Origin of the sequence: Mariniflexile aquimaris (assembly GCF_042676825.1) — a bacterium.
Taxonomy (GTDB): Bacteria; Bacteroidota; Bacteroidia; order Flavobacteriales; family Flavobacteriaceae; genus Mariniflexile; species Mariniflexile aquimaris.
Genome location: NZ_JBHTIB010000008.1, coordinates 418,691 through 445,110, shown reverse-complemented (window position 1 = coordinate 445,110; position 26,420 = coordinate 418,691). Strand labels below are relative to the sequence as shown.

The 26,420-nt window shown below is 34.0% G+C and carries 28 protein-coding genes and 1 tRNA gene; 13 read left to right on the top strand and 16 right to left on the bottom strand.

Features of this window, described 5'->3' with window-relative positions; translation table 11 throughout:
- Positions 1–21 precede the first annotated feature (21 nt).
- The 4 genes from ACFQ0I_RS06915 to secA all read left to right on the top strand — a co-directional run bounded on the left by ACFQ0I_RS06915 (position 22) and on the right by secA (position 5,785).
- Positions 22–810, top strand: a complete 789-nt coding sequence (locus ACFQ0I_RS06915) for an O-methyltransferase (RefSeq protein ID WP_379940678.1) — start codon at positions 22–24, stop codon at positions 808–810.
- 281 nt (positions 811–1,091) lie between these two features.
- The gene (locus ACFQ0I_RS06910) at positions 1,092–1,664 is read left to right on the top strand and encodes a cob(I)yrinic acid a,c-diamide adenosyltransferase (protein WP_379940676.1); all 573 of its coding nucleotides are present in this window, start codon (positions 1,092–1,094) and stop codon (positions 1,662–1,664) included.
- Between the two features lie 385 nt (positions 1,665–2,049).
- Positions 2,050–2,271, top strand: a complete 222-nt coding sequence (locus ACFQ0I_RS06905) for a DUF2795 domain-containing protein (RefSeq protein ID WP_027136925.1) — start codon at positions 2,050–2,052, stop codon at positions 2,269–2,271.
- Positions 2,272–2,431: 160 nt separating this feature from the next.
- Complete coding sequence (gene secA / locus ACFQ0I_RS06900) at positions 2,432–5,785, top strand: preprotein translocase subunit SecA (protein WP_379940675.1); 3,354 nt, start codon at positions 2,432–2,434, stop codon at positions 5,783–5,785.
- 100 nt (positions 5,786–5,885) lie between these two features.
- Here the strand turns inward: secA and ACFQ0I_RS06895 are convergent, their stop codons facing one another.
- Positions 5,886–6,116, bottom strand: coding sequence for a hypothetical protein (locus tag ACFQ0I_RS06895; RefSeq protein ID WP_379940673.1), 231 nt, complete (start codon positions 6,114–6,116; stop codon positions 5,886–5,888).
- A gap of 127 nt (positions 6,117–6,243) precedes the next feature.
- A complete protein-coding gene (locus ACFQ0I_RS06890; protein ID WP_379940671.1) occupies positions 6,244–6,939 on the bottom strand; it encodes a peptidoglycan DD-metalloendopeptidase family protein in 696 nt (231 codons plus the stop codon).
- Positions 6,940–7,105: 166 nt separating this feature from the next.
- On the opposite strand from ACFQ0I_RS06890, the gene ACFQ0I_RS06885 reads away from it, so the two are divergent.
- The 4 genes from ACFQ0I_RS06885 to ACFQ0I_RS06870 all read left to right on the top strand — a co-directional run bounded on the left by ACFQ0I_RS06885 (position 7,106) and on the right by ACFQ0I_RS06870 (position 10,068).
- Positions 7,106–7,738 carry a DUF4386 domain-containing protein gene (locus ACFQ0I_RS06885; RefSeq protein WP_379940669.1) on the top strand — a complete coding sequence of 211 codons (633 nt, stop codon included), beginning with the start codon at positions 7,106–7,108 and terminating at the stop codon, positions 7,736–7,738.
- Positions 7,735–8,502: a DUF6090 family protein gene (locus ACFQ0I_RS06880; protein WP_379940667.1), complete on the top strand. Its 768-nt coding sequence runs from the start codon at positions 7,735–7,737 to the stop codon at positions 8,500–8,502. Before ACFQ0I_RS06885 ends, ACFQ0I_RS06880 begins: the two co-directional genes overlap by 4 nt.
- Before the next feature lie 24 nt (positions 8,503–8,526).
- Entirely contained in the window at positions 8,527–9,570 is a 1,044-nt protein-coding gene (locus tag ACFQ0I_RS06875; protein ID WP_379940665.1) for a serine hydrolase domain-containing protein, read from the top strand.
- Between the two features lie 144 nt (positions 9,571–9,714).
- Positions 9,715–10,068, top strand: a complete 354-nt coding sequence (locus tag ACFQ0I_RS06870) for a lipocalin family protein (RefSeq protein ID WP_379940663.1) — start codon at positions 9,715–9,717, stop codon at positions 10,066–10,068.
- Positions 10,069–10,117: 49 nt separating this feature from the next.
- On the opposite strand, the gene ACFQ0I_RS06865 is transcribed toward ACFQ0I_RS06870, so the two are convergent.
- The 6 genes from ACFQ0I_RS06865 to ACFQ0I_RS06840 form a co-directional block, all read right to left on the bottom strand.
- The gene (locus ACFQ0I_RS06865) at positions 10,118–10,873 is read right to left on the bottom strand and encodes a LytR/AlgR family response regulator transcription factor (protein ID WP_379940662.1); all 756 of its coding nucleotides are present in this window, start codon (positions 10,871–10,873) and stop codon (positions 10,118–10,120) included.
- 101 nt (positions 10,874–10,974) lie between these two features.
- Positions 10,975–11,286 (bottom strand): 2TM domain-containing protein, encoded by a 312-nt coding sequence (locus ACFQ0I_RS06860; RefSeq protein WP_379940660.1) that lies wholly within the window; start codon positions 11,284–11,286, stop codon positions 10,975–10,977.
- Positions 11,286–12,626: a 2TM domain-containing protein gene (locus ACFQ0I_RS06855; protein ID WP_379940658.1), complete on the bottom strand. Its 1,341-nt coding sequence runs from the start codon at positions 12,624–12,626 to the stop codon at positions 11,286–11,288. The genes ACFQ0I_RS06860 and ACFQ0I_RS06855 overlap by 1 nt, the downstream gene beginning before the upstream one ends.
- A gap of 117 nt (positions 12,627–12,743) precedes the next feature.
- Positions 12,744–13,361: a hypothetical protein gene (locus tag ACFQ0I_RS06850; protein ID WP_379940657.1), complete on the bottom strand. Its 618-nt coding sequence runs from the start codon at positions 13,359–13,361 to the stop codon at positions 12,744–12,746.
- Positions 13,362–13,365: 4 nt separating this feature from the next.
- Positions 13,366–13,791 carry a DUF2141 domain-containing protein gene (locus tag ACFQ0I_RS06845; protein ID WP_379940655.1) on the bottom strand — a complete coding sequence of 142 codons (426 nt, stop codon included), beginning with the start codon at positions 13,789–13,791 and terminating at the stop codon, positions 13,366–13,368.
- A gap of 192 nt (positions 13,792–13,983) precedes the next feature.
- Positions 13,984–14,718, bottom strand: a complete 735-nt coding sequence (locus ACFQ0I_RS06840; RefSeq protein ID WP_379940653.1) for an energy transducer TonB — start codon at positions 14,716–14,718, stop codon at positions 13,984–13,986.
- Between the two features lie 226 nt (positions 14,719–14,944).
- Here ACFQ0I_RS06840 and ACFQ0I_RS06835 point away from each other — a divergent pair, with 226 nt between their 5' ends.
- Complete coding sequence (locus tag ACFQ0I_RS06835) at positions 14,945–16,183, top strand: DEAD/DEAH box helicase (RefSeq protein ID WP_379940651.1); 1,239 nt, start codon at positions 14,945–14,947, stop codon at positions 16,181–16,183.
- Positions 16,184–16,285: 102 nt separating this feature from the next.
- Positions 16,286–17,191 (top strand): sterol desaturase family protein, encoded by a 906-nt coding sequence (locus tag ACFQ0I_RS06830; RefSeq protein ID WP_379940649.1) that lies wholly within the window; start codon positions 16,286–16,288, stop codon positions 17,189–17,191.
- 71 nt (positions 17,192–17,262) lie between these two features.
- On the opposite strand, the gene ACFQ0I_RS06825 is transcribed toward ACFQ0I_RS06830, so the two are convergent.
- Entirely contained in the window at positions 17,263–17,928 is a 666-nt protein-coding gene (locus ACFQ0I_RS06825; RefSeq protein ID WP_379940648.1) for a M15 family metallopeptidase, read from the bottom strand.
- Positions 17,929–17,972: 44 nt separating this feature from the next.
- On the opposite strand from ACFQ0I_RS06825, the gene ACFQ0I_RS06820 reads away from it, so the two are divergent.
- Positions 17,973–18,329 (top strand): DoxX family protein, encoded by a 357-nt coding sequence (locus ACFQ0I_RS06820; RefSeq protein ID WP_379940646.1) that lies wholly within the window; start codon positions 17,973–17,975, stop codon positions 18,327–18,329.
- 918 nt (positions 18,330–19,247) lie between these two features.
- On the top strand, positions 19,248–19,949 hold the full coding sequence (locus tag ACFQ0I_RS06815) for a DUF4369 domain-containing protein (RefSeq protein WP_379940644.1): 702 nt from the start codon (positions 19,248–19,250) through the stop codon (positions 19,947–19,949).
- Positions 19,950–20,264: 315 nt separating this feature from the next.
- Here the strand turns inward: ACFQ0I_RS06815 and ACFQ0I_RS06810 are convergent.
- Together ACFQ0I_RS06810 and ACFQ0I_RS06805 are read right to left on the bottom strand one after the other, a co-directional pair.
- Positions 20,265–20,338 (bottom strand) — tRNA-Thr (locus ACFQ0I_RS06810).
- 62 nt (positions 20,339–20,400) lie between these two features.
- Positions 20,401–20,670, bottom strand: a complete 270-nt coding sequence (locus tag ACFQ0I_RS06805) for a hypothetical protein (RefSeq protein WP_379940642.1) — start codon at positions 20,668–20,670, stop codon at positions 20,401–20,403.
- Between the two features lie 448 nt (positions 20,671–21,118).
- Here ACFQ0I_RS06805 and ACFQ0I_RS06800 point away from each other — a divergent pair, with 448 nt between their 5' ends.
- On the top strand, positions 21,119–21,490 hold the full coding sequence (locus ACFQ0I_RS06800; protein ID WP_379940640.1) for a hypothetical protein: 372 nt from the start codon (positions 21,119–21,121) through the stop codon (positions 21,488–21,490).
- 36 nt (positions 21,491–21,526) lie between these two features.
- Here the strand turns inward: ACFQ0I_RS06800 and ACFQ0I_RS06795 are convergent, their stop codons facing one another.
- The 5 genes from ACFQ0I_RS06795 to ACFQ0I_RS06775 all read right to left on the bottom strand — a co-directional run bounded on the left by ACFQ0I_RS06795 (position 21,527) and on the right by ACFQ0I_RS06775 (position 26,412).
- Entirely contained in the window at positions 21,527–22,498 is a 972-nt protein-coding gene (locus ACFQ0I_RS06795) for a type I phosphomannose isomerase catalytic subunit (RefSeq protein WP_379940638.1), read from the bottom strand.
- 6 nt (positions 22,499–22,504) lie between these two features.
- Positions 22,505–22,915, bottom strand: a complete 411-nt coding sequence (locus ACFQ0I_RS06790) for a 6-pyruvoyl trahydropterin synthase family protein (RefSeq protein WP_379940637.1) — start codon at positions 22,913–22,915, stop codon at positions 22,505–22,507.
- Positions 22,912–23,439 carry an isopentenyl-diphosphate Delta-isomerase gene (gene idi, locus ACFQ0I_RS06785; RefSeq protein ID WP_379940636.1) on the bottom strand — a complete coding sequence of 176 codons (528 nt, stop codon included), beginning with the start codon at positions 23,437–23,439 and terminating at the stop codon, positions 22,912–22,914. The genes ACFQ0I_RS06790 and idi overlap by 4 nt, the downstream gene beginning before the upstream one ends.
- A gap of 88 nt (positions 23,440–23,527) precedes the next feature.
- A complete protein-coding gene (locus ACFQ0I_RS06780; protein WP_379940634.1) occupies positions 23,528–25,471 on the bottom strand; it encodes an OmpA family protein in 1,944 nt (647 codons plus the stop codon).
- Between the two features lie 11 nt (positions 25,472–25,482).
- The gene (locus ACFQ0I_RS06775; RefSeq protein WP_379940632.1) at positions 25,483–26,412 is read right to left on the bottom strand and encodes a PorP/SprF family type IX secretion system membrane protein; all 930 of its coding nucleotides are present in this window, start codon (positions 26,410–26,412) and stop codon (positions 25,483–25,485) included.
- Positions 26,413–26,420: the final 8 nt, after the last annotated feature.

Sequence of the window (26,420 nt, the reverse complement as noted above, 5' to 3'; positions counted from 1 at the left end):
AAACTCTGAAACTCTGAAACTTTGCTACATCAAATTACATCATACATAAAATTCCTGTTAAAATCCACCAATCAACACGGGGTGCATTCCCCTTTTGTATTTAATTTAGTTACCAAATGTTTTTATAATAAATCAAACAATGACGCTTATAAAAACATTTCAGCATATAAGCATCAATTACTTCAAAATAAAAACAAAATATCGGTAACCGATTTAGGTGTGGGTTCTCATGCTACCAAGCAACACAAACGTGTTATTTCTGAAATTGCTAAAAATGCAGGAACCACCAATAAAAGAGCTCAGCTTTTATACCGACTTGTAACTTATTTTAAACCAAGTACCATTTTAGAATTAGGAACTTCGCTTGGAATTGCAACGCATGCCATGAGTTTAGGCAATCCTGAAGCGACGATTACAACCATTGAAGGCTGCCCTAATATTTCAGAATTTACAAACGCTAATTTTAAAGAGCGTCAGTTAGAAAATATAAATCTTATAACTGGTAATTTTAACGATACCTTAGAAAACCTAATCCCGATAGCTATCGGGACAAAAACCTACGACCTTATTTTCTTCGATGGCAATCACCAAAAAGAAGCCACATTGCAGTATTTTGAAACACTCCTGCAAACTGCTCATAACGATTCGATTGTTATTTTTGATGACATTTATTGGTCAAAATCCATGACGGAAGCTTGGGAAACCATAAAGCAACACCCGAAAGTAACCGTAACCATCGATACTTTTTTTTGGGGATTGGTGTTTTTTAGAAGAGAACAGGTTAAAGAACACTTTACTATTAGGGTTTAATTGTTGATTTGTTTAATTGTTGATTTGTCATTCCTGCGAAGGCAGGAATCCACAATTTTAGCATCATTTTAAATAATAATTTGAGCTTATTTTTTTTGAATTAATTTCCACAACAAAACAGAATCTAAACCCTTAAAGACGTTTCCTGTGCAAACGAATATGACAAAACACTCATGAATTTGTATCGAAAAAAATTACCTAGACATTTTTGTGGCGACTAATCACGAAATAATTCCTAACAAAACTTTTAACTTTCAACTTATAACTTTTAACTTCGTAATATGAAAATATATACCAAAACAGGCGATAAAGGCACCACCGCATTATTTGGTGGAACGCGTGTGCCCAAACATCATATAAGAATTGACAGCTACGGAACGGTAGATGAATTAAATTCGCATTTAGGACTTATTCGCGACCAAGAAATTGACGCGCATTACAAAGAAATTCTCATCCAGATTCAAGACAGACTTTTTACTGTTGGCGCCATTTTAGCCACCGACCCCGAGAAAGCGATTTTAAAAAGCGGCAAAGAACGTTTAAACATTCCTAAAATTTCTGCTGAAAACATTGCACTGTTAGAAACTGAAATGGATGCCATGAATGAAGCTTTACCACCCATGACGCATTTTGTACTTCCCGGAGGCCACCAAACGGTGTCATTCTGTCACATAGCGCGTTGTGTGTGCCGCAGAGCGGAACGATTAACATCGGCGCTTAATGACATTGAAGACGTAGAACCTAACGCCTTGGTGTACTTAAACCGCCTTTCTGACTACCTTTTTGTGTTGGCACGAAAGTTGTCTCATGACTTGCGAGCAAATGAAATTAAGTGGATTCCTGAAAAACATTAGGATTCAATGTCATTACGAGGACGTAGGACGAAGTAATCTTTTTAATTGAAGGAATTAAATAAACAGATTGCCACATCATGCTCTAAAAAAGCATGATTCGCAATAACGTTAATTTGAATGTTTAGTCCGCGTTAGGGATTGCAGTGAAAATCCTTTTTTGTCTGGTTGAGCGCAGTCGAAACCATTAAGACAAAAAAGATTGCAACGAAAAGCCCGACCCTCCCGATAGTTATCGGGAAGGGAAACGCCCAAAATAAAAAATTAAATTTCAGTTGTTTACATAGTAAAAAACCACGTTCTTAAAAATAATAATTAAATATTTCATTTTTTTCTTGTGTGTTTAAACTAAAAATTTATTTTTGCACAAAATTAAAACGCATAAAAAATGTATTGGACTTTAGAATTAGCATCTTATTTAAGCGATGCGCCTTGGCCAGCAACGAAAGACGAGCTAATAGATTACGCTATTAGAACTGGTGCCCCTTTAGAAGTTGTTGAAAATTTACAGTCTATTGAAGACGAAGGTGATGCCTACGATTCAATTGAGGAAATCTGGTCTGATTACCCAACAGATGAAGATTACCTTTGGAATGAGGATGAATATTAATAAAGCATAAAGAAAAGTTAAAAAGTCTCGTATTGAGACTTTTTTTTTGTCCTAAACTTTATATAACACATAACAAAATGTATCTTTGATTGCTTTTTTAAAAGCAACAAAAACAAACAAAAAATCTAGGAATTTCCTAGAATAACATAACATATAAATAATGAGTTTTTTAAATTCTGTACTTAAAGTATTTGTTGGCGACAAATCGAAACAAGATGTTAAAGCCATCACCCCTATAGTTGATAAAATTAAAACCTTCGAAAAAGCCATTGAAAGCTTATCGCACGATGCGTTAAGGGCAAAAACAGCGGAGTTTAAGTCGAAAATTGCCGAAGCTATAAAGCCTATTAATCAGCAAATAGACAACCTGCTTCAAGAAGCTGAAAACACCGAAGATATTGATAGACGCGAAGATATTTATCAAGACATTGATAAACTAAAAGACGAAGCTTATGCCATTACCGAGGGTGTTTTAAACGATATTTTACCCGAAGCCTTTGCCGTAGTTAAAGAAACTGCTAAGCGTTTTGCTAACAATACAAGCATTACAGTAACTGCTTCTCCTTTCGATAGAGAATTATCAGGCTCCAAAGAGTATGTTACTTTAGATAATGACAAGGCCATCTGGTCTAACTCCTGGGATGCTGCTGGAAAACCCATTACTTGGGATATGGTGCATTACGATGTGCAGCTAATAGGTGGTATTGCTTTGCACCAAGGTAAAATTGCCGAAATGCAAACGGGTGAAGGTAAAACCTTAGTTGCTACCTTACCAATGTATTTAAATGCCCTTTCGGGGAAAGGTGTGCATTTAGTAACGGTTAACGACTATTTAGCAAAACGTGATAGCGCGTGGATGGCACCTATTTTTCAGTTTCATGGATTGACTGTTGATTGTATTGATTACCACCAACCAAATTCTGCCGCACGAATTAAAGCCTACAACGCCGATATTACTTACGGAACCAACAACGAATTTGGATTCGATTATTTGCGTGATAATATGGCACACTCGCCAAACGATTTAGTACAACGTCCGCACCACTACGCCATAGTAGATGAGGTGGATTCGGTATTAGTTGATGATGCGCGTACGCCTTTAATTATTTCCGGACCGATACCACAGGGCGAACGCCATGAGTTTAACGAACTAAAACCAAAAGTAGACGATATTGTTGCCGTACAACGCAAGTATTTAACAGGTGTATTAGCCGAAGCCAAAAAATTAATTGCCGAAGGCGACACCAAAGAAGGTGGGTTCCAATTGTTACGTGTTTATCGTGGGATGCCTAAAAATAAAGCACTTATTAAATTTTTAAGTGAAGAAGGCGTTAAACAATTACTTCAAAAAACCGAAAATTTTTATATGCAGGACAACAACCGCGAAATGCCTAAGGTTGATGCCGAATTATACTATGTTATCGAAGAAAAAAATAATCAGATTGAACTTTCAGATAAAGGTATTGAATACTTATCTGGTAAAGACAACCCGAACTTTTTCGTGATGCCAGAAATTGGTGTTGAAATCGCAAAAATTGAAAGTCAGAATTTACCATTAGCCGAAGAAGCCAAGTTAAAAGAAGAACTTTATAAAGACTTTGGGGTGAAATCTGAGCGTATTCACACGCTTAACCAATTACTAAAAGCTTATGCGTTGTTTGAAAAAGACGTGCAGTATGTGGTAATTGACAATAAAGTAATGATTGTTGATGAGCAAACGGGGCGTATTATGGATGGTCGTCGTTATAGCGACGGGTTGCACCAAGCCATTGAAGCGAAAGAAAATGTAAAAATTGAAGACGCTACTCAAACATTTGCCACCATTACATTGCAAAACTACTTTAGAATGTATCGTAAACTGTCTGGTATGACGGGTACTGCGGTAACAGAAGCTGGTGAGTTTTGGGAAATATACAAATTAGACGTTGTTGAAATTCCAACAAACAGACCAATTGCGCGTGATGATAGAGACGATTTAGTTTATAAAACCAAACGTGAAAAATACAATGCGGTTATTGAAGAGGTTACTAATTTATCGAATGCTGGTCGTCCAGTGTTAATTGGTACCACCTCGGTAGAAATAAGTGAGTTACTTGGTAAAATGCTTACCATCAGAAAAATTCCGCACAACGTATTAAATGCGAAACTTCACAAAAAAGAAGCCGACATTGTTGCCGAAGCGGGTCAACCGGGTCAAGTAACCATTGCTACCAACATGGCAGGTCGAGGTACCGATATTAAGCTAACCGACGAAGTTAAAAAAGCAGGTGGTTTAGCCATTGTAGGTACAGAGCGCCACGATTCGCGTCGTGTAGACAGACAGTTGCGTGGTCGTGCTGGTCGTCAAGGAGATCCAGGAAGTTCGCAGTTTTACGTGTCGCTAGAAGATAACCTAATGCGTTTATTTGGTAGCGAGCGTATTGCAAAAATGATGGATAGAATGGGATTAAAAGAAGGCGAAGTGATTCAGCATTCTATGATTTCAAAATCTATTGAACGTGCACAGAAAAAAGTGGAAGAAAACAACTTTGGGGTTCGTAAGCGATTGTTAGAATATGATGATGTTATGAACGCGCAACGTGAGGTGGTTTACAAACGTCGTCACCATGCCTTATTTGGCGAACGTCTTCGTGTGGATTTAGCAAATATGATTTTCGATACTTCGGAAGGCATTACAGAAACTAACAAAGCTGCAAACGATTTTAAAAATTTTGAGTTCGAATTGATTCGTTATTTCTCTATGAGTTCGCCTATTTCGGAGACGGAATTCAGCAAATTATCTGCTCAAGAAATAACGTCGAAAGTTTACAAATCGGCATTCGATAATTATAAAGAAAAAATGACTCGAAATGCAGACCTTGCATTCCCAGTTATTAAGAATGTTTACGAAACACAACGCGATAAATTTAAACGTATTGTAGTACCGTTTACCGACGGTATTAAAACCTTAAATGTGGTTACCGATCTTGAAAAAGCATACGAAACCAATGGTAAACAATTAATTACAGATTTCGAGAAAAACATCACTTTAGCCATTATTGACGATGCTTGGAAAACGCATCTTCGTAAAATGGATGAGTTAAAACAATCGGTACAATTAGCCGTACATGAGCAGAAAGACCCATTACTTATTTATAAGTTTGAAGCATTCGAACTTTTTAAAGCGATGATTGACGAGGTTAATAAAGATGTAATATCCTTCTTGTTTAAAGGTGAGTTACCACAAGAAACTCAAAACACCATACAAGAAGCCAGAGAACGTCGTAAAGAAAAATTGAATATTCAGAAAGACGAAATTCCGAATTTAGATGAGCGTTCGGCACAAAGTAGAGCTGCTGGTAATACACAACAGCAACAACAAGTGGTAGAAACCATTGTGCGCGATCATCCAAAAATTGGACGTAACGACCGTGTTACTATTAAACACGTTATTACTGCCGAAAATAAAACCCTAAAATACAAACAGGCTGAGCCTTTATTAGCAAAAGGCGACTGGGTTTTAGTTGAAGATTAACCCAATTTCTGCGAAAGCAGAAATCTCATAATAAAAAAGCACCTCAAAAGAGGTGCTTTTTTATTTCCCAAATCTACACAACCACCTTATTATTTAATGGTTATTTCTGTTTTTTTCTTTCCGTCTTTAGTTGAAAACTCAACACCATCACCATCAACTTTAAGTGACGTTCCTTCGTTTTCTTCAGCTTTAGGAGCTTCAACCGGTTTTCTATAATAACGGTTTCCGTTTTTGCTTTCTCTTCTCTACAGCTTGTAAAAGCTAATAATATAATAGTGGCAAAAATGGCAAAACTTATAAAATTTCCTAGTATTAATGTTCCTTTTTTCATCTTATTGAATTTTTAAATTTATATAAGTGCAAGGTACAACCAACAACAATAAATAAAATTACATATATTTTAGTTTGTGTTATACAATTGCCATTTGAACTATGAGGTATGAAGCAATGCTCTTATTTCAGTATGAAACTAACCTAAGTAACAAATTAGGGTCGGGGCAATTTTCTAAATAAAAATCTAAGTCCTTTTTATTACAAACCCCGGGATAATCGCCAAAATAATTGCCCACATCTTTAATGATTTGAAAATGCAAATGCGGTGGGTAATCACCATTAACTGAAGCATCTCCTAAAGTAGCGATTTGTTCGCCTTGTTTAAAAGATTGCCCAACGCGTAAGTTTATTATAGAATTTGCACTTAAATGCCCATAAAGCGTATAAAAACAGACCGTATTTACAACATGTTTTAAAATGATGGTAGGACCATAATCACCAAAATTGGTGTTGTTTTTAAAGCTATGAACTGTAGCGTCCAATGGTGTAAAAACAGCCGTATTCGCTTCGCACCACAAATCGATACCTAAATGAATGTTGCGTTCGGTCTCGTTGCTAGCGTTAAAATAATTACTTCGCTTATAAATAGCTCTGGTTTCGTTATAACCGCCATAGGCAACTGCTGCTTTATGTTTTTTAATATACTTTACAATATACGCCTCTAATTGCGCCGAAGCACTTACATTAATGTTTTGTAAGTCGGTATTGGTTACAGACAGATTTAAAGGCACGTAATCTGTTGCTTTAAAAACAGGATTAAGTACCAACAACGGTTGGTTACTAATACCACCTATAAAATTTGAAAATGAGTTAGACTGCACGCAAATTTTCTTTTACCAAAAATATAAAAGAAGCTGTTAATTATGGATGTAAATTAATTAAATGAAAGAAAACCACTTGGCTTTGTACGAAAAAATAACTACTTTCGCTTATTAACCATCTGATTGTAAAGAATTTGGTATAAATAACTCAAAAAAAAGAAAAGTTATGAATCCAAGATTATTATCATTATATGCAGGTGTAAGTTATCTGCTTATTTTCTTCGCGGCTATATTTGCTAACTTCCTAGTACTAGATGCTATTCAGAATGAACCCCTTATTACAATACAACAGAATCCATTGATGGTTAGATTCGGAATAATCGCATTTCTAATTACGGTGGTATTTGATGTAGTTGTTGCTTGGGCATTATATGAATTGTACAAAGACCATATTATATCTGGTCTTAGTACGCTTTTTAGGATGATGCATGCTGCCATAATGGGTGTTGCGATCTTCGCGCTAGTAAATAGCCTATCTTTAACTACAGGTCATGAAATTCTACAACAGGCAGAAACATTCACAACTATTTGGCTTATAGGATTGTTCTTTTTTGGAATACACTTAATCCTTTTGGGTAGAATAATTAAAAAACCAAAGGCAATCGCAATTTTTCTTATGATTGCAGGCGCCATGTATATGATTGATACTGGAGCACACTTTCTACTCTCTAATTACAACGCATATGCTTCCATATTTTTAGGATTAGTTGCTATTCCCAGTATTATTGGTGAAATGTCTTTAGCTGCATGGTTACTTGTAGAAGGCGGTAAAAATTCAGAAAAAAGTTCAACACAATGATAAAGTTCTTTAGAAATATTAGGAAAAATTTACTTTCCAAAGGAAAAACCACCCAATACCTTAAGTATGCCATAGGCGAAATTGTACTTGTGGTAATCGGAATCTTGATTGCATTGCAAATCAATAATTGGAATCAGAACCGAATACTGGATAAAAATGAACAAATCTATTTACTTGGACTAAAAGAAGAATTTCAAATAAGTAATTTAAAGTTAAAGGAACTAAGGTCTGTAAATCAAAAAAATTATTCGGGTGCCAAAAAAATATTAGAATATACAAACTCGAAAAAAGAACGGCCTACGGAAGCACTGTTTTCAAAAATATTATACCAAACATTTTCAGACGATATTGCTTTTAATCCGAACAATTCCCTTTTGTATGAAATGATTAATTCAGGCAACCTAAAAAACCTCTCGAATACTGATTTAAGAAAACAACTTACCAATTGGGTTTCCACAATAGAAGATGTCTCAAAACAAGAAGCTGAACTTGCAAATCAAAGAGTGAAAGTACTCGATATGTTTAGAACCAATAACACCAGCTTAAGTACTATTTTTAAACAAGCAGGAGTATACGAAATTCTTGCGCTGCCTGAGGCCAAAACGGAGATGAGTAATTTAGATTTATTAAATTCCACAGAGTTTGAGAATAATGTATTGATGTTTATTTTTACAAGTTATGCTACAGAAAAAGCTCATTTTAAGCCTTTGATGGAAGATTTAGAGACTATAATAAATCTAATAAACAAAGAATTAGACCAGTAATAGCTATAAAAATAATTTAAAACCATGACAAAGAAGCAGACAAAAAATATCATAAGACTATTACTGCTTGTTGGAACCATAATCTCTTTATATTTTGTTCCATGGCCCATAGTAAAAGCATGGATAAAACCATTACCCGATATGGTTCAGGAGCAAGTAAATGCCGCTTTAGATATGGGCTTTGACGGAATAGTTGTGTATGTAGATATGGGAGATAAAGAACCCGCCTATTTTGCCGCTGGTTATAAAAATAGAGAAAACAAAATTCCAGCCGACCCTCATGCCTTATTCAAAATTGCCAGTGTAGGCAAACTCTATAACGCCCTAGCTATCACAAAATTAGTGACTAGTGGTAAGCTCTCTTTGGATAAAACGCTCGCAGATTATTTACCAGAATTGAAAGACAGAATTGAATATGCCAACAGCATAACCATAAGAATGATGGTGCAACACCGCAGTGGTATTCCAAATTATACCGACACTTATATGTATTGGGCGGCACCAAAAGAAACTGCAGATGAGAATCTTGCATTGGTTTTAGATTTACCTGCAAATTTTAAACCCGGCGAAGATTATGAATATTCCAACACAAACTATTTATTATTAGACAGAATAATGAACCGAGTTCTTGGATATACCACCTTCCAATACATTCAAGAAGAGATTTTAACACCCTTGAAACTAAACCACACATACGGCTCTATTAATGATGTAAACATAGATGACGTTATGAGTGGTTACTATGTTGGCTATGATACCGATTTAAAAACAGATGATGTTGGCTCTATGTTGGCTACAGCAGAGGACTTGGGCAAATTTATAAGAGCTTTAAACGAAGGCTTAGCATTCAAGAACAAAAACGAACAGGAAATTTATTCTTCAATTTACAAATATGAACATACTGGCTTAATTCCTGGTTACCAAACGATAGCGAAATATCATAAAGCCATTGATGCGGTAGTTATTCAATTTACAAATACGGTGAATTTTGAAGGCTACAATTGGAATTTATCGGAAGTTGAATATAACCGTATTATAAAAATATTAAGGAAGAAAAAAAGCGTATAGTATATTATAAGTGAGTAATTATTCTTGCTTCCTTCTGAAAATCCTCAGAGATAATCAATTTATATTAAATTTGCATAGTTAAGTTTACCTCCTTCACCTGCCGTGGGGCAACCAGATATTGTAAAACACGTTAATTACAATTAAATGAAAAAATTAATTTTTATTTTGTTAGCGTTTGCAATATCATGTTGTAAACAAAACCTTAAAAAAAAGGAAACACTAATAGGAACTTGGGAAGTTGTTTATGCAACCGAAATTGAAACTGGAGAAAACAATTGGCCAGAAGATGATCAAAAACATGTTGTAGTATTTAAACCTGACTCTGTTTACGTTGACTCGCATATTGAATATGCTTGGAGCATAGAAGGTGATTCTATAGTTTTAGATAAGTATAATGCTGTATATATAAAGAAATTAACAAATAATGAACTTATAGTGATTTACGAATTTTTTGGTGAAATTGAATTAAAGTTGAAAAAAACAAGTAACAATTACTAACAGGAAAACGCCATTACTATTTAAAATAATCGCACTACATAAAAAATAATCACTCCAACCACTCTTTAAAATCTTTAACACGCTCTCGGGCCACAATAACCTCATCGTTGTTAAAGGAGTTTAGTTTTATTTGCAAGCGCGAATTGGTATAACTTATCATGTCCTTTATGGCGTGTATGTTTACAAAGAATTTACGGTTTATTCTAAAAAAGGTTTGTGGTTCCAGTTCGGTTTCTAAATTATCTAAAGTAGTGTCTAAAAGATAATTTCTCCCTTCGTTAGTATGTAAATACGTGCCTTTATTTTCGCTGTAAAAACACTCTATCTCGTCTATATTAATAAGTTTTAAATGTTGCCCAACTTTTACTGCAAAACGTTTTTTGTACTCGCGGTCTATAGGGTTTATAAGCAGTTTTTTTATGTCGTTAAAATCGAGGGTAACGGCTTGTTTTTGTGGTAAACGTTCCTGGTATTTTGTTACGGCTTTTGCTAAGGCATCGTCGTCTATTGGTTTTAATAAATAATCGATACTGTTTAATTTAAAGGCTTGCAGCGCGTACTCATCGAAGGCTGTGGTGAATATTACTGCAGATTTTATTTCGACCGCTTCGAAAATCTCGAACGAGAGTCCGTCACTTAATTGTATATCAAGAAATATTAAATCGGGATGCGGATTATTTTGAAACCAGTTTATTGATTCTTCTACGGAATGCAACATGGTTTCGGCTTCGAGATTTAACCCTTTTAGCATGCGTTGTAAGCGTCGTGCAGACGGTTTTTCGTCTTCTATAATTATAATGTTCATTTGGTGTTGGTTATTGCGTTAGCGATTGGAGTGGTATCCTTTTTTGAGGTACGAGAAAAAGATTTAACGTAAAGCGCGACCCAAAGGGTAACGCCCTACTTCTATTCCCATCGCTTTTTATCTTTGTCCATAAGTTCTTTTATTTTGCGTTCTTCCCAATCTTTTCCAAATAAAAAGCTTGGCGTAAAAACGGTAACGCCATGGGCCAGTAGCCCGATGCCCCAGAAAAACAGCGTACTAAAATTGTACCAGACAAAATAGCTTTCGCCGGGATCTAAGTTTTGAACATTTATGGCGACTATCATTAAATTTATGACTACATAAACTATGGCGTGTGTGTAAAATCCTTTAATTTTTTTTACACGTTTGGCAGCGCGCTCGTAGCGATCGTTGTTGATTTCGTTTTGTTCCATTAGTTCCAAGTTTTATGGTTAGACGATTTTTCTTTTTCTAATATTTCTTGAATTTTACGCTCTTCCCACGATTTTCCATAACCAAATACGCCAAAAGCGTGAAACACTAAACCCATGCCCCAACCTAATAACGGGAACCAAAACCATTGAAAACCCCAATAAGTTCTGTAATTAATAAATATTAAAAACGGGATTACCATGCAATATGATATTAAATTACCGTAAAATCCTTTTATTTCTTCTACGCGTTTTTTTGCCTTGTAATACGCATCTTGTTCGTTATAATGTTCTCTTGTTTCCATGATACTTTTTTGTTTTGTAAGCATAGGTATGGCTACTGCAAACCTGTTTGCTTCTTTATTAATAGTTACTTTTTTATTGGTTAGTAGGTCGTAACGCTGCATTATGTTACTTAAGCCTACGCCACTACTCTTTTTAATTATTTGCTTGGGTTGTAGATTATTTTCGACTACCAAACTAGTGCCTTCTTCATAAATTTTTATGTGTAATGGTCTGCTTGGTGTTACGGTATTATGCTTTACGGCATTTTCTAAAAGCAATTGCAATGATAAGGGAACTACCTTGCTTTCTGGATTGCTTGCTTTTTCTGGAATATCGAAAATAATACTGTCTTCGAAACGCATTTTTAATAACGACATGTAGGTTTTGGCGAATTCCAGTTCTTCGTCTACCGATACTAATTCTTTATTTTTTTGTTCTAAAACGTAACGATATACTTTAGATAATGAGGTGGTGAACTTTTGAGCATTTTCTGGGTTTTCTTCAATTAAACTAGTTAACACATTTAAACTGTTGAAAAGAAAATGAGGATCTAACTGGTTTTTTAAAGCATCGAACTTTGCACTGGCCGTTCCTGCAATTACTTTTTGTTCTTTTATTTTGTTTTGCTGGTACTTATTATAAAAGTAAACAAAGTGAAAAATGATTACTATGGTAAGCGTTATCCACAACCCAAATTGATAGTATTGAAATTTTTCGTTTGCTATAAAATCCTGAAACGATGCTCCGTATAACGCTACAGAAGTAAATGCTCTAAGAAAAAACAGCCCGATTAATGTGATAATGGTGGAGCCAGCAATGCCAATTATAATGCGCTTAATGGTATCGTTCTTTTTCCATGGACGCGTATCCATAAAATCGAAAAAATACATATTTGAAAAGCCTAATACAAACGAATACAATTGGTAAAGCCCAAAATTGATTAAAAATTCGTTTATAGTTTTAAAATTAAAGCCGTTAGATGACAGCGCATTACCAATAGCAAAAATAGCAGCACCCATTATAAAACTTAAAATAATGGCTTTTCTTAATTTTTTCATGTGGTTGTAATATTTGTTTTTTATAGGACACTTGTTGCTTCCATATATTTAGTTTTCGCTGTATAGTGAACTCGTTATGGAAGGTTCATGACTTTAATTTGAAACTATATCTTTAGACTATTTACAAGATTCTAACAACATTGCTGCGCGCTCCTTACCCCAATTAGGACTAAACGCTGTTTCTGGTTTAAAGTTAGCAAAAAGTTCTAAGGCACGCTCTAGATCCTTACAGAAGGGCTTTATATCTTGCCCAAAATAACGCGCACTGCCCATATTCCATTCTGCTTTGCAATACACCACACGCGGATTTTCTGGTGCTAACATTTCTGCCTTTGTATACAACTCTACCACTTTACCAGATAAGGTCATGCCATAGGTTGCGCCATCGTATGCTACCCAAGCGGTATGCAATAAAGCCTGAAGCACTAAAATTTCGGGATTGTTTTTTGAAATGGCTGTGGCATCATTAATTAAATCTTGTGCTTTTTTAAGTTGTGCTCTAAGTTTGTCTTCATTTTTTTCTCCAAAACTACTAACAATATTAACCTGAGCTGCATAATATGCCGGCAACCAATTATCGGGTTCTGCATTAGAGATACGTTCGAATAAATTTGATGCTTCGCTAGGGTTGCTTCCCCATAATTGAAAGGCTTTTTGCATCCCTTGTTCGTAATCTGATTGTGCCGTAAAAACTGCGGTAACAAAAAATGCTGTGATGATGATTAATTTTTTCATTGGATTAAAGTTTTATATGTTGATTGATTGATTTATTATTAATTTGAAATTTGGCATCGGCCCATTTTGGTGGTCCCATAAATCCTCTGGCATTATTAGAGCAGCCATAGGGTTCTTTCGGAATTCCCAAAAAATTAGTATCCATTATGTTATTATCATTTTCATCATGAAATAAAGAAATGGCGTAAATGCCGTTTTTAACATCTTTAAATGTTATTGTGCAGGTATTATTTTCGATAGCACTAATTTCACCTCTTAGTTCTTTCTTTAAAAAATGTGATTCTTCGTTATACAAGGCAAAAAACACTTTTCCTTTATTACTCTTAAGATTTGAAACGGTAACCGTTACATCGTTCCCTTTTGCTTGTTGGGCATGAGAAACCAGTATTCCAAATAGAGAAAAGAAAATTATTTTAAATGTTGATTGCATAAATAACTGTTTTAATGATGACACAAAGATATATTAGAACAACAGGTTTTTAAAAAGTGATAAACTCAATTGTTATTTTTCATGGATGAAATGTGGATATAAAATACGATTGAAGTTAATACATAAAAAAAATCAAGAGCTAAAACACCCTTGATTTTTTATTTTACTAGAATACTTCAATTTTAAAATAGCCTATTGTGATTCAAATTTAAAGAATATAGGCACGGCATAAGTTACTTTTACAGGTTTGCCGCGTTGTTTACCCGGTTGCATTTTGGGCAATAACGCAATAATACGTTCTGCTTCTTTTTCTAAAATTTTATCAGGACCTCTAGAACGAATTCCAGTAGCATATCCTTTAGAATCGATGGCGAATATTACCGACACGCGACCTTGTATTCCCATTTGAAGCGCTGTTTCGGGGTACTGGAAATTTTTAACCACATGCTCCTGAACCTTTCTTTGAAAACAATCTTTGGATTCCTGCTTAGATAACCCTTCACAACCCGGATATATTGGTACATCTTCGATAACAGCAAAAGCAACTTCTACCTCTTCTTCAACTTTTTTCACCTTCACATCCACCACTTGAACGGGACGCTCTGCAATAGCTTCAGTTTGATTTGTTTCAGTACTCACAATCATAGTTTCTTCGACTTCTTTAACATCATCAACTATTTTAATGGTTTCGCTTATAACCGCAGGCGCTGGTGGTGGTGGTGGTGGCGGTGTATTAATGTTAATAACCGGAATATCAGTTTCTAACTCGGCCTCCATGTGTAAAATATCAATAGCTACATCGTCTTTATCATATGTTTTATATTCTAAAAGCTGCCAAGATAAAAGTAACATTAAGTTCAGCCCTATAGCAAAATAAATTCCACTATTTCTGGCAATGTCTGTTTTTGGATTTTTTTTAGCTGACATGACTACATGATTTAGTATATTAAATTTACATAAAATAAGCTGTATTTTTTATGACATTTGTCATATATTTCAGCCTACTAACACCTGATTTACAGCTGTATACAATCAATTTTAATTAACTAATTGGTTTATTTAAGCAACGCTAAAAATCACTCTGAAAGGACTTTACACTTGTACTAAATATTCTCAAAACATTTTAAACTATCTTTGCATCAAAATAAATTACATGTCGTTTAAAGACTTACAACTTAACAGACCCATTTTAAGAGCCGTTGCCGAGGCAGGATACGATAATCCTACTTTGGTTCAAGAAAAAACCATTCCGTTTGTATTAGCAAAAAAAGATGTTATTGTTTCTGCACAGACAGGAACAGGAAAAACAGCTGCCTTTGCCTTGCCTATCTTACAATTGCTTTTTGATAAACAAGACACGGCTAAAAAAGGAAAAAAAATAAAAGCCTTAATAATAAGTCCTACCCGCGAACTGGCAATTCAAATAAATGAAAATTTTAAAAAATATAGCACCTACACGAATTTAAGAACTGCGGTTGTGTTTGGAGGCGCGTCTATTGAACCACAAATTGATGTGTTGAGAAAAGGCGTTGATATTTTAATTGCGACTCCAGGACGTTTACTCGATTTGCACAAGCAAGATGTTGCAAACCTCGATTATGTTGAAACTCTAGTCTTAGACGAAGCCGATTTAATGCTAGACATGGGTTTTATTGATGATGTAAAGAAAATTGAGCGCCTTTGCACCTTAGAAAAACAGATATTACTCTTTTCGGCAACCATTCCTTATAAAGTAGAACAACTTGCCAACACGATTTTAAATGCCCCCGAGCGCGTTGAAGTGGCTCCCAATTCGTCAACCTCAAAAAACGTAAATCAGGTTTTATATTATGTACCTAAACGTAACAAAATTGAACTGTGCTTACATTTGTTAAGAAACACCATTAAAGGAAGTATCCTAATTTTTAGACGCACCAAATTTGGCGTTGACAAATTGGAACAAACCCTTAAAAAAAATGGGTATAAGGTTGAAAGTCTACATGGCGATAAAAGTCAGAATTTAAGAGAAGAAGCTTTAAATAATTTTAAATCGAACAAGGTAAATATTTTAATAGCTACCGATGTTGCGGCTCGTGGCATTGATATTAACGAACTAGATGCCGTAATTAATTTTGATTTGCCCAATGTGCCGGAAACTTATGTACACCGCATAGGGAGAACCGCCAGAGCTGGAAATACAGGAACCTCCTATTCCTTTTGTTCTGCCGACGAAAAAGCTTATGTGACAACTATACAGCAACTTATTCAATTGCAATTAGATGTAATTGAAGACCATCCGTATCCTTTAGACCCGAAAGCTAAAAAAGAAGTACACAGAACTCCAGGAAAAAGTAAACATAGAAAAGGCCGAAAAAGTGAAGGTTCTAAAAAGAAAAAGAAACGCTGGTACTAAAACTTTAGTAATTCCGTTATATCATTAAGAACTTTCACAAAAACACTTTACGTCATCAAAATTCTAAAATCCATTCTAACGCTTCCAACATTTAAACAATAAATGAATTTTACAAACCCGTTAGTCTATGGTATTCCCTGTTTTTTAGGTCTTATTTTATTGGAGCTTACTTATAGTAAAACCCATAAACAGAAAAATCTATACGAATGGAAAGATTTAGGTTCTAGCCTATTTATGGGCGTTGGTTCGGTAGTTTTAGCACCCTTGATTAAAACTATTTCAGCCATAATCATATTTAATTATTTGTATGAATTGTGTAATCCTATGGTTGATGGGATACGCACAAATATTTTGGGCTGGCAATCTTTTGGTTATTCTTGGCCTGTTTGGATATTATGCCAGTTTTTAGACGATTTTACCTATTATTGGTTTCACAGACAAAACCATATGGTTCGCTTTTTATGGGCGGCACATATAGTACATCATTCTTCCGATAATTTTAATCTGGGAACTGCGGTTAGAAATGGCTGGTTCACAATCCTATATAAACCTTTATTCTATATGTGGTTACCCGCCATTGGCTTTCCGCCAGAGATGGTGATAGTATGCTTAGGCATAGAGGCACTTTGGCAATTTCAGTTACATTCTACGTATATTCCAAAATTGGGCATTATTGAAAAAGTATTCAATACTCACACCATGCACCAAGTACATCATGCTAAAAATTTAGAATACATGGATAAAAACCATGGTGGATTTTTAAATATGTTTGATAAACTATTTGGAACCTGGAAAGAATTAGATGAAGATATTACTATTGAATATGGTGTTACAAAACCACCGAATTCCTATAACCCGTTAGTGATACTAACCCATGAATACAAAGATATTTGGAATGACATGAAAAAGAGCTCTAATATATATCACAAATTCATGTATGCCTTTGGACCACCTGGATGGAGTCATGATGGAAGTACTTTAACTATCAAACAAATGCGAAATGAATAGAAATCAGCTGTCTCAAGCGTTTCACAAAATTCAACAATGAAATAAAAATCTGTTTCAACGAAAGCTGGTTTTTATTTTACAGGAAAATCGAAATAAGTATTTGGGAAAGGTTCATCTTTTAATGTAAAGTGCCACCATTCTTTTGGGTAATTTTTAAATCCGTATTTAAGCATCACTTCCTGTAAAAGGCGCCTGTTTGCTTTTTGTTTTTCGGTTATATTTTTATAATCAACCCACGATGCTTCCCCAAAAAAATCGTAATTACTTCCCATATCTAATGGAATACCTGAATTGCCATCAATAATGGTGACATCTACCGTACTGCCTTTACTATGTCCAGATCTCACTGCAATATAATCTTCTGCAAACAAATTTATTTTATCTACATACGGATAATAAAGTCTCTTATTAATGGTATCGTTTAAATCTTTAGCCCATCGCATAAAATGATTAACAGCGCGCTGTGGTCTGTACCCATCATAAACCATTAAACACAAATTTCGATTTTGCAAATCTTGTTGCACGTTCTTTAATGCGAGCGCTGTTTCTTTAGTTAAAATAAGTCTATTCGATTTATAGCCGTCAATACGTTTACCAACAAAATTATTAGTGGTATTATAGCGTAATTCTACATCTAAATCTGGTGCAATAGTTTTTACATAAACAAAGCCATCGGGCAATTGAGCGAAGACAGAACCATAAAGTAGAAAAAAGAAAATTGCGACATTTAATTTCATAAACTATTCAAATTATGCTAAATTAGAGAAAATTAAGTTTAAAAATGATCTATTCTTGGCATTTATACACCATGGCAGCCCTCTATATAATAGCGGGCTTGATGCATTTTATTAAGCCGAAACTCTACCTACGCATCATGCCTAATTATTTACCAAATCATACATTATTGGTGTATTTAAGTGGTGCTATTGAAATTGCTTTAGGCGTAGGCATATGCCTTCCTTTATTACACAACTTTGCACTTTGCGCCATAATTGGCATGTTACTAGCGTTTTTGTTAGTACATATTTATATGTTGAACAATAAAAAAGCATCAGAAGGCATACCCCAGTGGTTTGTTGTTTTAAGAATTCCGTTACAGTTTATACTTATGTATTGGGCTTACAGCTATTTAGAATAATAAGAAATTTAATTAAGAAACAAGAAGCTTTAATGTGTTAGGATAAGAGTAAAAAATCGAAGTTCATTTTTAAGAACCTGAATTATAAAAACAAAAAAACCAAGTTCCCTCAAACTTGGTTTTCTTTTAATTTGCTTTTTTTATTATGAAGTAGATTTAGGGTCTCTATACCAACAGCATAATGCAAATATTAATTAATTAATCCATTGAACTAAAAAGTATGTTATTTAGTACGCTTCAAAGATAGAATTATAACTGAATAATAACGTTTAAATACATAATATTTCGATAAAATACACTTTATTTTAACATTTGAAGACAAACTCAGGTTTTTAAGCCGAAATAGGAGATTTAAAAAAGTATAAAAACAAAAAAACCGAGTTCCCTCAAACTCGGTTTTCTTTCAATTTGCTTTTCTATTATGATGTAGATTTAGGGTCTCTATACCAACAACATAATGCAAATATTAATTAATTAATCCATTGAACTAAAAAGTATGTTATTTAGTACACTTCAAAGATAGAATTATAACTGAATATTAACGACTAACTACAAATTATTTCGATGAAATACACTATACTTTAACACTTAACGTCGAATTTGTGTATTTCATCGATAAAACACACAAATTACTATAGTATAAAACCTAAAAAAGCATCCCGAAAAAGGATGCTTTTTTACTAACTAACCAACTAAAATATGAATTACATTTTTAAAGTTTAAAGTAACCACTCAATAAACTACATTGTAAAATGCAACTTATATTTAGTAACCAAATTTTATGCCAAAAATTAAAATATTATAAAAAAATTTCATTCTTTAATTTAGTGATGAAATTACTAACGTAAAAATTGTATTTACCTATAGCTTTTAAACTATAATTATAAGATATTTGCTTTTTTAAAACATAAAAATTTCATGAAACATATTTCATTAGTATTCTTAGCCTTTTTTATTCTGGCATGTAGCAATGAACAACACGACCTAACGGTAAAAGTATCCGTAGATGGATTGAAAAAAGGGGTTCTATATCTGAAAAAAATTAAAAACAATAATTTGATTACGATCGACACGGTGGCAATCAATGGAAATTCTGAAGTTGAATTACATGGCCCTTTAGAATCTGCTGAAGTGTTTTATTTATTTTTAGATAAAAAAAGTTCTGAAAATGATAAAATTGTGTTTTTTGCAGACAAAGGCACTACCGAAATTAAAACAACGGCTAAACACTTTGCCTTCGATGCTAAGATTAATGGGTCTCCGCAACAAAAAGTGTTTGAAGACTATAAATTAATGATGTCGCGTTTTAACGAACAAAATTTAGACTTAATTAAGGAAAACATGGAAGCCCTACAAAAAGATGATACTGCGGCTTATAACAATGTTCAAAAAAAATATAATAATCTCATAAAACGACGCTATTTGTTTACGGTAAATTTCGCTTTAAATAATAAAGACAGTGAAGTGGCTCCTTATTTGGCCTTAACAGAAATTTATGACGCCAAAACAAGTTATTTAGACACCATAAACAACACCTTAACACCCAAAGTAAAGGCATCTAAATACGGTAAAGAATTACAAACGTATATTGATGAGGTCAAGAAAAGCGAAAAGCAGTAATAAAAAAGGACTGTATTTAATACAATCCTTTTTTTATGCTGTGAATTTATTTTAAATCAACCTTACACATAGACATAACATCGCCACACCAAATTAATGTCATAAGATCCTTTGTGAACTTCATAATAGCTTCATCTCCCTTAACAACAGTGGTTATTATTTCTTTGGATATTGAACTATATAATCCAACTATTCATGAGTATTAATAGTTATTATTCTAGCTATAATAGTTGCGTATATTTGTGTAATTAGCAACTCCATGGATAGAAACAAAAAAGACTTTTCAAAAATGAAAAGTCTTTTTTTTAAATGAAGAGCCGATGGAGGGACTCGAACCCACGACCTGCTGATTACAAATCAGCTGCTCTAGCCAGCTGAGCTACATCGGCGTTTTTAACGGGTGCAAATATAATCGCAAAAATGAAATTACCAAACACTCCGATAAAAAATTTTATCCTAATTGATTAATTTTTTCAATTAGTGCATTTCCTTTTGCTTCGAGCTCGTTATTAATAGCTTTAAAGTGCGCTTTTACGTTGTCTACGTTTTTTGCATTCACCTTAGTAATTAATTCATCAAATGTAGCAATGGCTTCATCAATAATTGCTTCACTTTTTTTGTTGTCTTTGCTTGCGTTGGTTAATTCCCAAACGTAAACTGCTTCAATAATATCCCCTAAAACGTAATTAATATCCTTTTTTAGGTTTCTAACATTTGCCATAATTCAAATAATTTATTTTCATGCAAAATTACACTAATCCTAAACAAAATTCACATAAAAGCATACTAATTTGTAAAAAATATTATTATATTTGGTTTTAAATGAATGCAATAAAGATGTCATATAAGCAAAAGTGTAACCGAACCTTTCAACAGGACCAGTCGGCAACAATTTTTGTGGTTACAACCAAAACCTATACGCATCTTGAATAAACGTTACATAATACAATTATAACTATAACAATAAAGGTGCTTTTTTAAGGCACCTTTTTTATTTTAAACCATTTAATATTTAACATTTAATCTTTAAAAATTATGAAAACACTTAAATCGATTACCCAGAAAATTCAACTTTTTGTAAATGTCACTTTTTGCTCGAAAGCGATAAACGACACTTATCACCACCCTATTTTAATGCCCTTATTGTTGTACCCTTAAATTATTAACTCATGAAAAACGCTATAAACACAAACGTTCCCTTTTTAGTAACAAAAGAAATAAGTAATGCCAATGGCTTTTTATTGCCTCATGCCCTATTCGACAAAATTAAAACTGTCGCGACTTACCCTATAAGAGAATTTTATTTACAAGACATTCCTGATATTGGAGGTTACAAATTTAAAATGTATAAAAATGGTTTTGTAAACGATAAGCTTACCATTCAAGCCCAATTAGTAAAACAAAATACAGAAAGTTATTGGGTAAATATAACCGTTACAAAGTCTAAACATGCTACAAACCACCAGGAGCGGATATGTAGTGCACTATTTGAATTTCCTCTAGAAAACAAATACTATAAAACAAACAGAACTGCTTGTTAAATAAAATTCCCAAGTGTTTTTCTTGGGAATTTTTTTTTATACATATACTTCTAAAAGTGTTGCGTTTTTAGAACTTATTTCAAACTGCTTTATAGCGGCTGGAAGTAACATGGTTTCTCCCTTTTTAATGTGTTCTGAACTACCATTTGCGGTTATTTCGGCATCGCCATCTACACACATATAAATAATGAAAGAATCGTGATTATTTTCCTTTTGAAGTGTTTGATTAATTCTTAAATAATTTGTTGTAAAATAAGGACAACTTACCATTTCGTTGGATTGATTTGGCGTTTTATCATACGTAACTCTAAAGTTATCTGGCATATCAAAATCGAATGCATCAATAGCTAAATCGTTGTGCAATTCGCGTTCATTTCCTTCTGAATCTACACGATCCCAATCATAAACTCTATACGTTATATCGCTTGTTTGCTGAATTTCGGCAACCATAACGCCCGCACCAATGGCGTGAACGCGTCCCACTTCAACAAAATAAGTATCGCCCTCTTTAACTTCATCGAAATTTAATATTTGAGTTAGCGTTTTATCATTTAAATGTTTTAAATACTTCTCGGGAGTCATTTCTTGATTAAACCCAACAATAAGATTAGACCCTGGATCTGCCTGAAAAACGTACCACATTTCGGTTTTTCCAAAGGAATTGTGCCTTTTGGCAGCTAATTCATCGTTAGGGTGTAACTGTATAGACAAATCTTCTTTAGCATCTATAAATTTAATCAATAAAGGAAATTTATTCTTAAACGTTTTATAATTGTGTTTGCCTATTAGTTCTTCTTTATATACATCTAAAAGATCTTTAAGCGACTTCCCTTTTAAACTACCATTGTTAACTATTGAAGTGTCGCCTTCAACATCACTAATTTCCCAACTTTCACCAACGTTTGGTAAATCGCTGTTTTTATTAAGAATAGTTTTTAATTTTTGTCCGCCCCAAATTTTATCTTTTAATATGGGTGTAAATTTTAATGGGTATAAGTTATTAATCATGTATAATTATTTTCCTGAATATGTTACAAAATTACGTGGTGTTTCAAAAAGGGTGATTTCTAAATCTAAGTCGGCACTTAGTTTTGTTTTAATTTTATTATAAATTACAACCACAATATTTTCTGCAGTTGGATTTAAATCTTTAAACTCGGGCACTTCAACATTTAAGTTTTTATGATCGAAAGCATCTTCAATTTCTTCTTTAATGATGTCCTTTAAAACCTTCATATCGATAACATAGCCTGTTTCTTGATCAATTTCGCCAGTTACGCTCACAATTAGCTCGTAATTATGCCCATGAAAATTCGGGTTATTACATTTACCAAAAATTTCATCGTTCTTTTCGTGCGTCCAATCTTTTCTATACAAGCGGTGTGCTGCATTAAAATGCGCTTTTCTACTCACGGTTACTTTCATTTTTTCAAGATATTTATATGTTCGTAGAATTTATCAAAAATAATTTTAAACCACTCGGTATATAATTCTGGCTGCTGTTTAATATCTGCTTTTACTTTTTCAATTGGCATCCATTTCCAGCTGGCAACCTCATCAAGGTTTATATTGGGAACATCATCATAATGGCCAATTAAAACATGATCGAATTCATGTTCTGTTAAACCGTTATCGAACGGTGCTTTATAAATGAATGAAATTGATTCTTCTAAATCTACCACAAAACCCATCTCTTCCATTAAACGACGCTTCCCTGCTTCGATATTAGATTCTCCTACGCGTTGATGACTGCAACATGTATTGGTCCATAATAAAGGGGAATGGTATTTATGTGCAGCGCGTTGCTGCAACATTAATTCATTTGCTTTATTGAAAATAAATACTGAAAATGCACGATGTAACAATGCTTTTTCATGCGCCTCCATTTTTGGCATGGTGCCTATTTGCTCGTCGTTTTCGTTAACAAGAATGACCCTTTCTTCTTCCATAGACAACAAAAATACTAACTTAAATCTAAATTATAGCATAATAAAAAAGGCTATCTCGCGATAGCCTCTTATAATCTTCTCAATTATTTTACATTTTAATTATTATAAAATCGCTTCGTCTGTTTAATTGATGCTCTTCTTTGGTACATGGTACGCCATCTTTACATTTATTAATTAGTTCGCTTTCTCCGTATCCTTTTCCTGTAAGTCTATCGGCATTAATTTTTCCAACTTTAACCAAATACTTAATTGTTGCATTGGTACGTCGTGTAGAAAGCGCCTTATTATAAGCGGCCGATGCTCTACTATCTGTATGCGACCTTACATCTAGTTTCATGGTAGGATATTTATTTAACACCGCTACAATTTTTTGTAATTCTACGGCAGCATCAGGACGTATATTCGATTTATCTAAATCAAAATAAATCGGACTTAGATTAAACGCATCTCTTAAGTTTGTTCCTTCTACTATCACAACTTCCGCCATGGCAAGTGGTATATCTAGTTGCAATTGTTCTTTTCTTTTAGACGTTGATACAATGCGCTTTTCGGAAGTCTCGTAGTAGTCTTTTGAAGCACGAACCAAATATTGACTATCGCAACGCAATGCTTCAAAATTATATATGGCCGCATCATCAACTATTTGCTCTGCTACTATTTCGCCGTCATTATTTAACAACACTACTTTGGCTCCTTTTAATAGCTGATTTGATTTTTCGTCGAAAACTTTACCAGCTAATTTTTGTGTGCAATCTGTAACTTTAAACCAATAAATATCATCATCGCCCTGTCCTCCTGCTCTATTGGAAGAAAAATACCCTTCCTTAGTATTTAAATTTTCGTAATAAGCAAAATCATCGTTCGGACTATTAATAGGTTTCCCTACGTTTTCTACGGAAAGTGACTGGTTAGTTTTAAATCTATTTTCAAAATCATGAATTCTATAAATATCTAGTCCACCTAAGCCCGCATAGCCATTAGAAGAAAAATACAAATCGCCTTTTTCATTTATAAACGGAAAGGTTTCTTGAGCTTCTGTATTGATTGCAGCTCCTAAATTAATAGGCGTGCCTAAGGTTCCATCTTGGTTTATATCAACAATATATAAATCTGATTGCCCTAAGCTTCCAGGCATGTCTGAAGCAAAAATTAATTTATCGCCTTTAGAATTAATGGTTGGATGCGCTACACTATATGATTTATCATTAAAATGAACGGGCTTAATCGCTTCCCAAGTATTGTCAGCGCCTTTTTTGGCAGCATATAATTGTAACCTGTTTACGCCATCTTTATCTCTCTTTAATTTACTTTTAAAGAAATTATTTCTTGTGAAATACATCATTTGGCTATTTGGTGTAAACGCGACAGACGACTCGTGGTATTTTGTATTTATGTCTCTATTAAATTTTTTCAGATTTTCGAAAGTACCATCATTTGCAATTGAAATAGCATACAACTCTAAAAAAGGCTTATTATTCCATAAATGATTTTTACCCGACTCTCTAGCAGATGCAAACACGAAATCAGAAGCATTAATGGCAGTACCAAAATCTGACTGTGGCGAATTGAATGGTAAATTTACCAATTCGATCGCTTCACTTTGTGATTCAATTTCTTTTAAATAATTACGACTCGTTTTAAAATTAGTTGCTCTGCTATCATTTTTACTAGATTCTGAAAATTTTTGCATCCATTTATCAGATTCTGTGTAATTTTGAATAGACTTCAAAGCTTGCGCATATCTGTAATAATACTCTGGATCGATGCTTTCTTCTAACTTCATTAATTCACCATACCATTTGGCGGCGTCTTCCATTTTATTATTGAAATAAAAGGAGTTTCCTAGTTTCTGAAACAATTCAACCGATTTAAACCCCTTATTAGCTACGTCCAGCAAGATTTCAGTAGTTTTAACATACGAAAAGTTCTCGTAATCTTGAGAAGCCCTATTTATTGTTCCCTTTTGGGCATAACTATTAATTGCAATAATTGATAAAAAAGTAAAAAGTATATTGTATAATTTAATTTTCATAACCTGTTGTATTAAAAGAACCTTGGTGATAATATTTTGCCAGCCGACCTTAATTCGAAGCGGAGCATAATTTCATGCGATCCGCTATTGTAATTGTTCAAATTGGTTGTGGTTACATCGTAGGCATAGCCAATATATAACCCATCATTAATTTGAAACCCTAACAACCCACTCACTGAATCATCCCATCTGTATGCCATCCCTAGTGTTAAGGATTCTTTAATTAATGCATTTATGGATAGGTCTGCAATCATGGGCGCACCCTTTACAGCTTTCGCTAAAAATGCTGGTTTTAGCTTGAGATCATTACTAACATCAAACACATAACCTCCAATTAGAAAATAGTGCATCCGCTCGGTTGCTAAGGATTCTTGAAAATCATCATAATGATTAGTATTTAAAAAGTTAGGAATTGCCAGCCCTACATACCAACTGTTGGAATGCAAGTACAAACCAGCTCCTAAGGTTGGGGAAATCAAATTAACATTTTCGTTAAAAGCCGCATCTGGATTTCTATATATTCCTTTACTCCAATCGGTATCAAGAACATGTAAACCTCCTTTAATACCGAATGATAATTCGGTTTCACCAAAAGGATCGACTGGGATTGTATATGAAAAATTGGCATCCATGGTGGTTTCAACCGCTGGACCAATTTGATCACTTACAATATTCAATCCCAGTCCTAACCGGTTATTTTCTAATGGCGAATGAATTCCGAATGTAACCGTCTTGGGAGCTCCATCTATTCCAACCCATTGGGTTCTATACAGTGCCGTGGCACTGAGCACCTCTCTTTGACCAGCATACCCAGGATTCACACTCATGGTATTATACATATACTGCGTATACTGCGGATCTTGCTGTGCGCAAACGTTTATACTTACTAGTGTAATAAACACTAAAATTAAACTTTTTATGAACGATGATTTTTGTATCATTTTAATTT

Coding starts and splice junctions, on each gene's coding strand:
- ACFQ0I_RS06800 (WP_379940640.1), top strand. CDS start 21,119: ATGAAAAACGCTATAAACACAAACGTTCCCTTTTTAGTAACAAAAGAA.
- ACFQ0I_RS06805 (WP_379940642.1), bottom strand. CDS start 20,670: ATGGCAAATGTTAGAAACCTAAAAAAGGATATTAATTACGTTTTAGGG.
- ACFQ0I_RS06840 (WP_379940653.1), bottom strand. CDS start 14,718: ATGTCAGCTAAAAAAAATCCAAAAACAGACATTGCCAGAAATAGTGGA.
- ACFQ0I_RS06860 (WP_379940660.1), bottom strand. CDS start 11,286: ATGGAACAAAACGAAATCAACAACGATCGCTACGAGCGCGCTGCCAAA.
- ACFQ0I_RS06815 (WP_379940644.1), top strand. CDS start 19,248: ATGAAACATATTTCATTAGTATTCTTAGCCTTTTTTATTCTGGCATGT.
- ACFQ0I_RS06865 (WP_379940662.1), bottom strand. CDS start 10,873: ATGAACATTATAATTATAGAAGACGAAAAACCGTCTGCACGACGCTTA.
- ACFQ0I_RS06855 (WP_379940658.1), bottom strand. CDS start 12,626: ATGAAAAAATTAAGAAAAGCCATTATTTTAAGTTTTATAATGGGTGCT.
- ACFQ0I_RS06850 (WP_379940657.1), bottom strand. CDS start 13,361: ATGAAAAAATTAATCATCATCACAGCATTTTTTGTTACCGCAGTTTTT.
- ACFQ0I_RS06895 (WP_379940673.1), bottom strand. CDS start 6,116: ATGAAAAAAGGAACATTAATACTAGGAAATTTTATAAGTTTTGCCATT.
- secA (WP_379940675.1), top strand. CDS start 2,432: ATGAGTTTTTTAAATTCTGTACTTAAAGTATTTGTTGGCGACAAATCG.
- ACFQ0I_RS06775 (WP_379940632.1), bottom strand. CDS start 26,412: ATGATACAAAAATCATCGTTCATAAAAAGTTTAATTTTAGTGTTTATT.
- ACFQ0I_RS06880 (WP_379940667.1), top strand. CDS start 7,735: ATGATAAAGTTCTTTAGAAATATTAGGAAAAATTTACTTTCCAAAGGA.
- idi (WP_379940636.1), bottom strand. CDS start 23,439: ATGGAAGAAGAAAGGGTCATTCTTGTTAACGAAAACGACGAGCAAATA.
- ACFQ0I_RS06780 (WP_379940634.1), bottom strand. CDS start 25,471: ATGAAAATTAAATTATACAATATACTTTTTACTTTTTTATCAATTATT.
- ACFQ0I_RS06825 (WP_379940648.1), bottom strand. CDS start 17,928: ATGAAATTAAATGTCGCAATTTTCTTTTTTCTACTTTATGGTTCTGTC.
- ACFQ0I_RS06820 (WP_379940646.1), top strand. CDS start 17,973: ATGATCTATTCTTGGCATTTATACACCATGGCAGCCCTCTATATAATA.
- ACFQ0I_RS06830 (WP_379940649.1), top strand. CDS start 16,286: ATGAATTTTACAAACCCGTTAGTCTATGGTATTCCCTGTTTTTTAGGT.
- ACFQ0I_RS06835 (WP_379940651.1), top strand. CDS start 14,945: ATGTCGTTTAAAGACTTACAACTTAACAGACCCATTTTAAGAGCCGTT.
- ACFQ0I_RS06885 (WP_379940669.1), top strand. CDS start 7,106: ATGAATCCAAGATTATTATCATTATATGCAGGTGTAAGTTATCTGCTT.
- ACFQ0I_RS06795 (WP_379940638.1), bottom strand. CDS start 22,498: ATGATTAATAACTTATACCCATTAAAATTTACACCCATATTAAAAGAT.
- ACFQ0I_RS06875 (WP_379940665.1), top strand. CDS start 8,527: ATGACAAAGAAGCAGACAAAAAATATCATAAGACTATTACTGCTTGTT.
- ACFQ0I_RS06910 (WP_379940676.1), top strand. CDS start 1,092: ATGAAAATATATACCAAAACAGGCGATAAAGGCACCACCGCATTATTT.
- ACFQ0I_RS06845 (WP_379940655.1), bottom strand. CDS start 13,791: ATGCAATCAACATTTAAAATAATTTTCTTTTCTCTATTTGGAATACTG.
- ACFQ0I_RS06870 (WP_379940663.1), top strand. CDS start 9,715: ATGAAAAAATTAATTTTTATTTTGTTAGCGTTTGCAATATCATGTTGT.
- ACFQ0I_RS06905 (WP_027136925.1), top strand. CDS start 2,050: ATGTATTGGACTTTAGAATTAGCATCTTATTTAAGCGATGCGCCTTGG.
- ACFQ0I_RS06790 (WP_379940637.1), bottom strand. CDS start 22,915: ATGAAAGTAACCGTGAGTAGAAAAGCGCATTTTAATGCAGCACACCGC.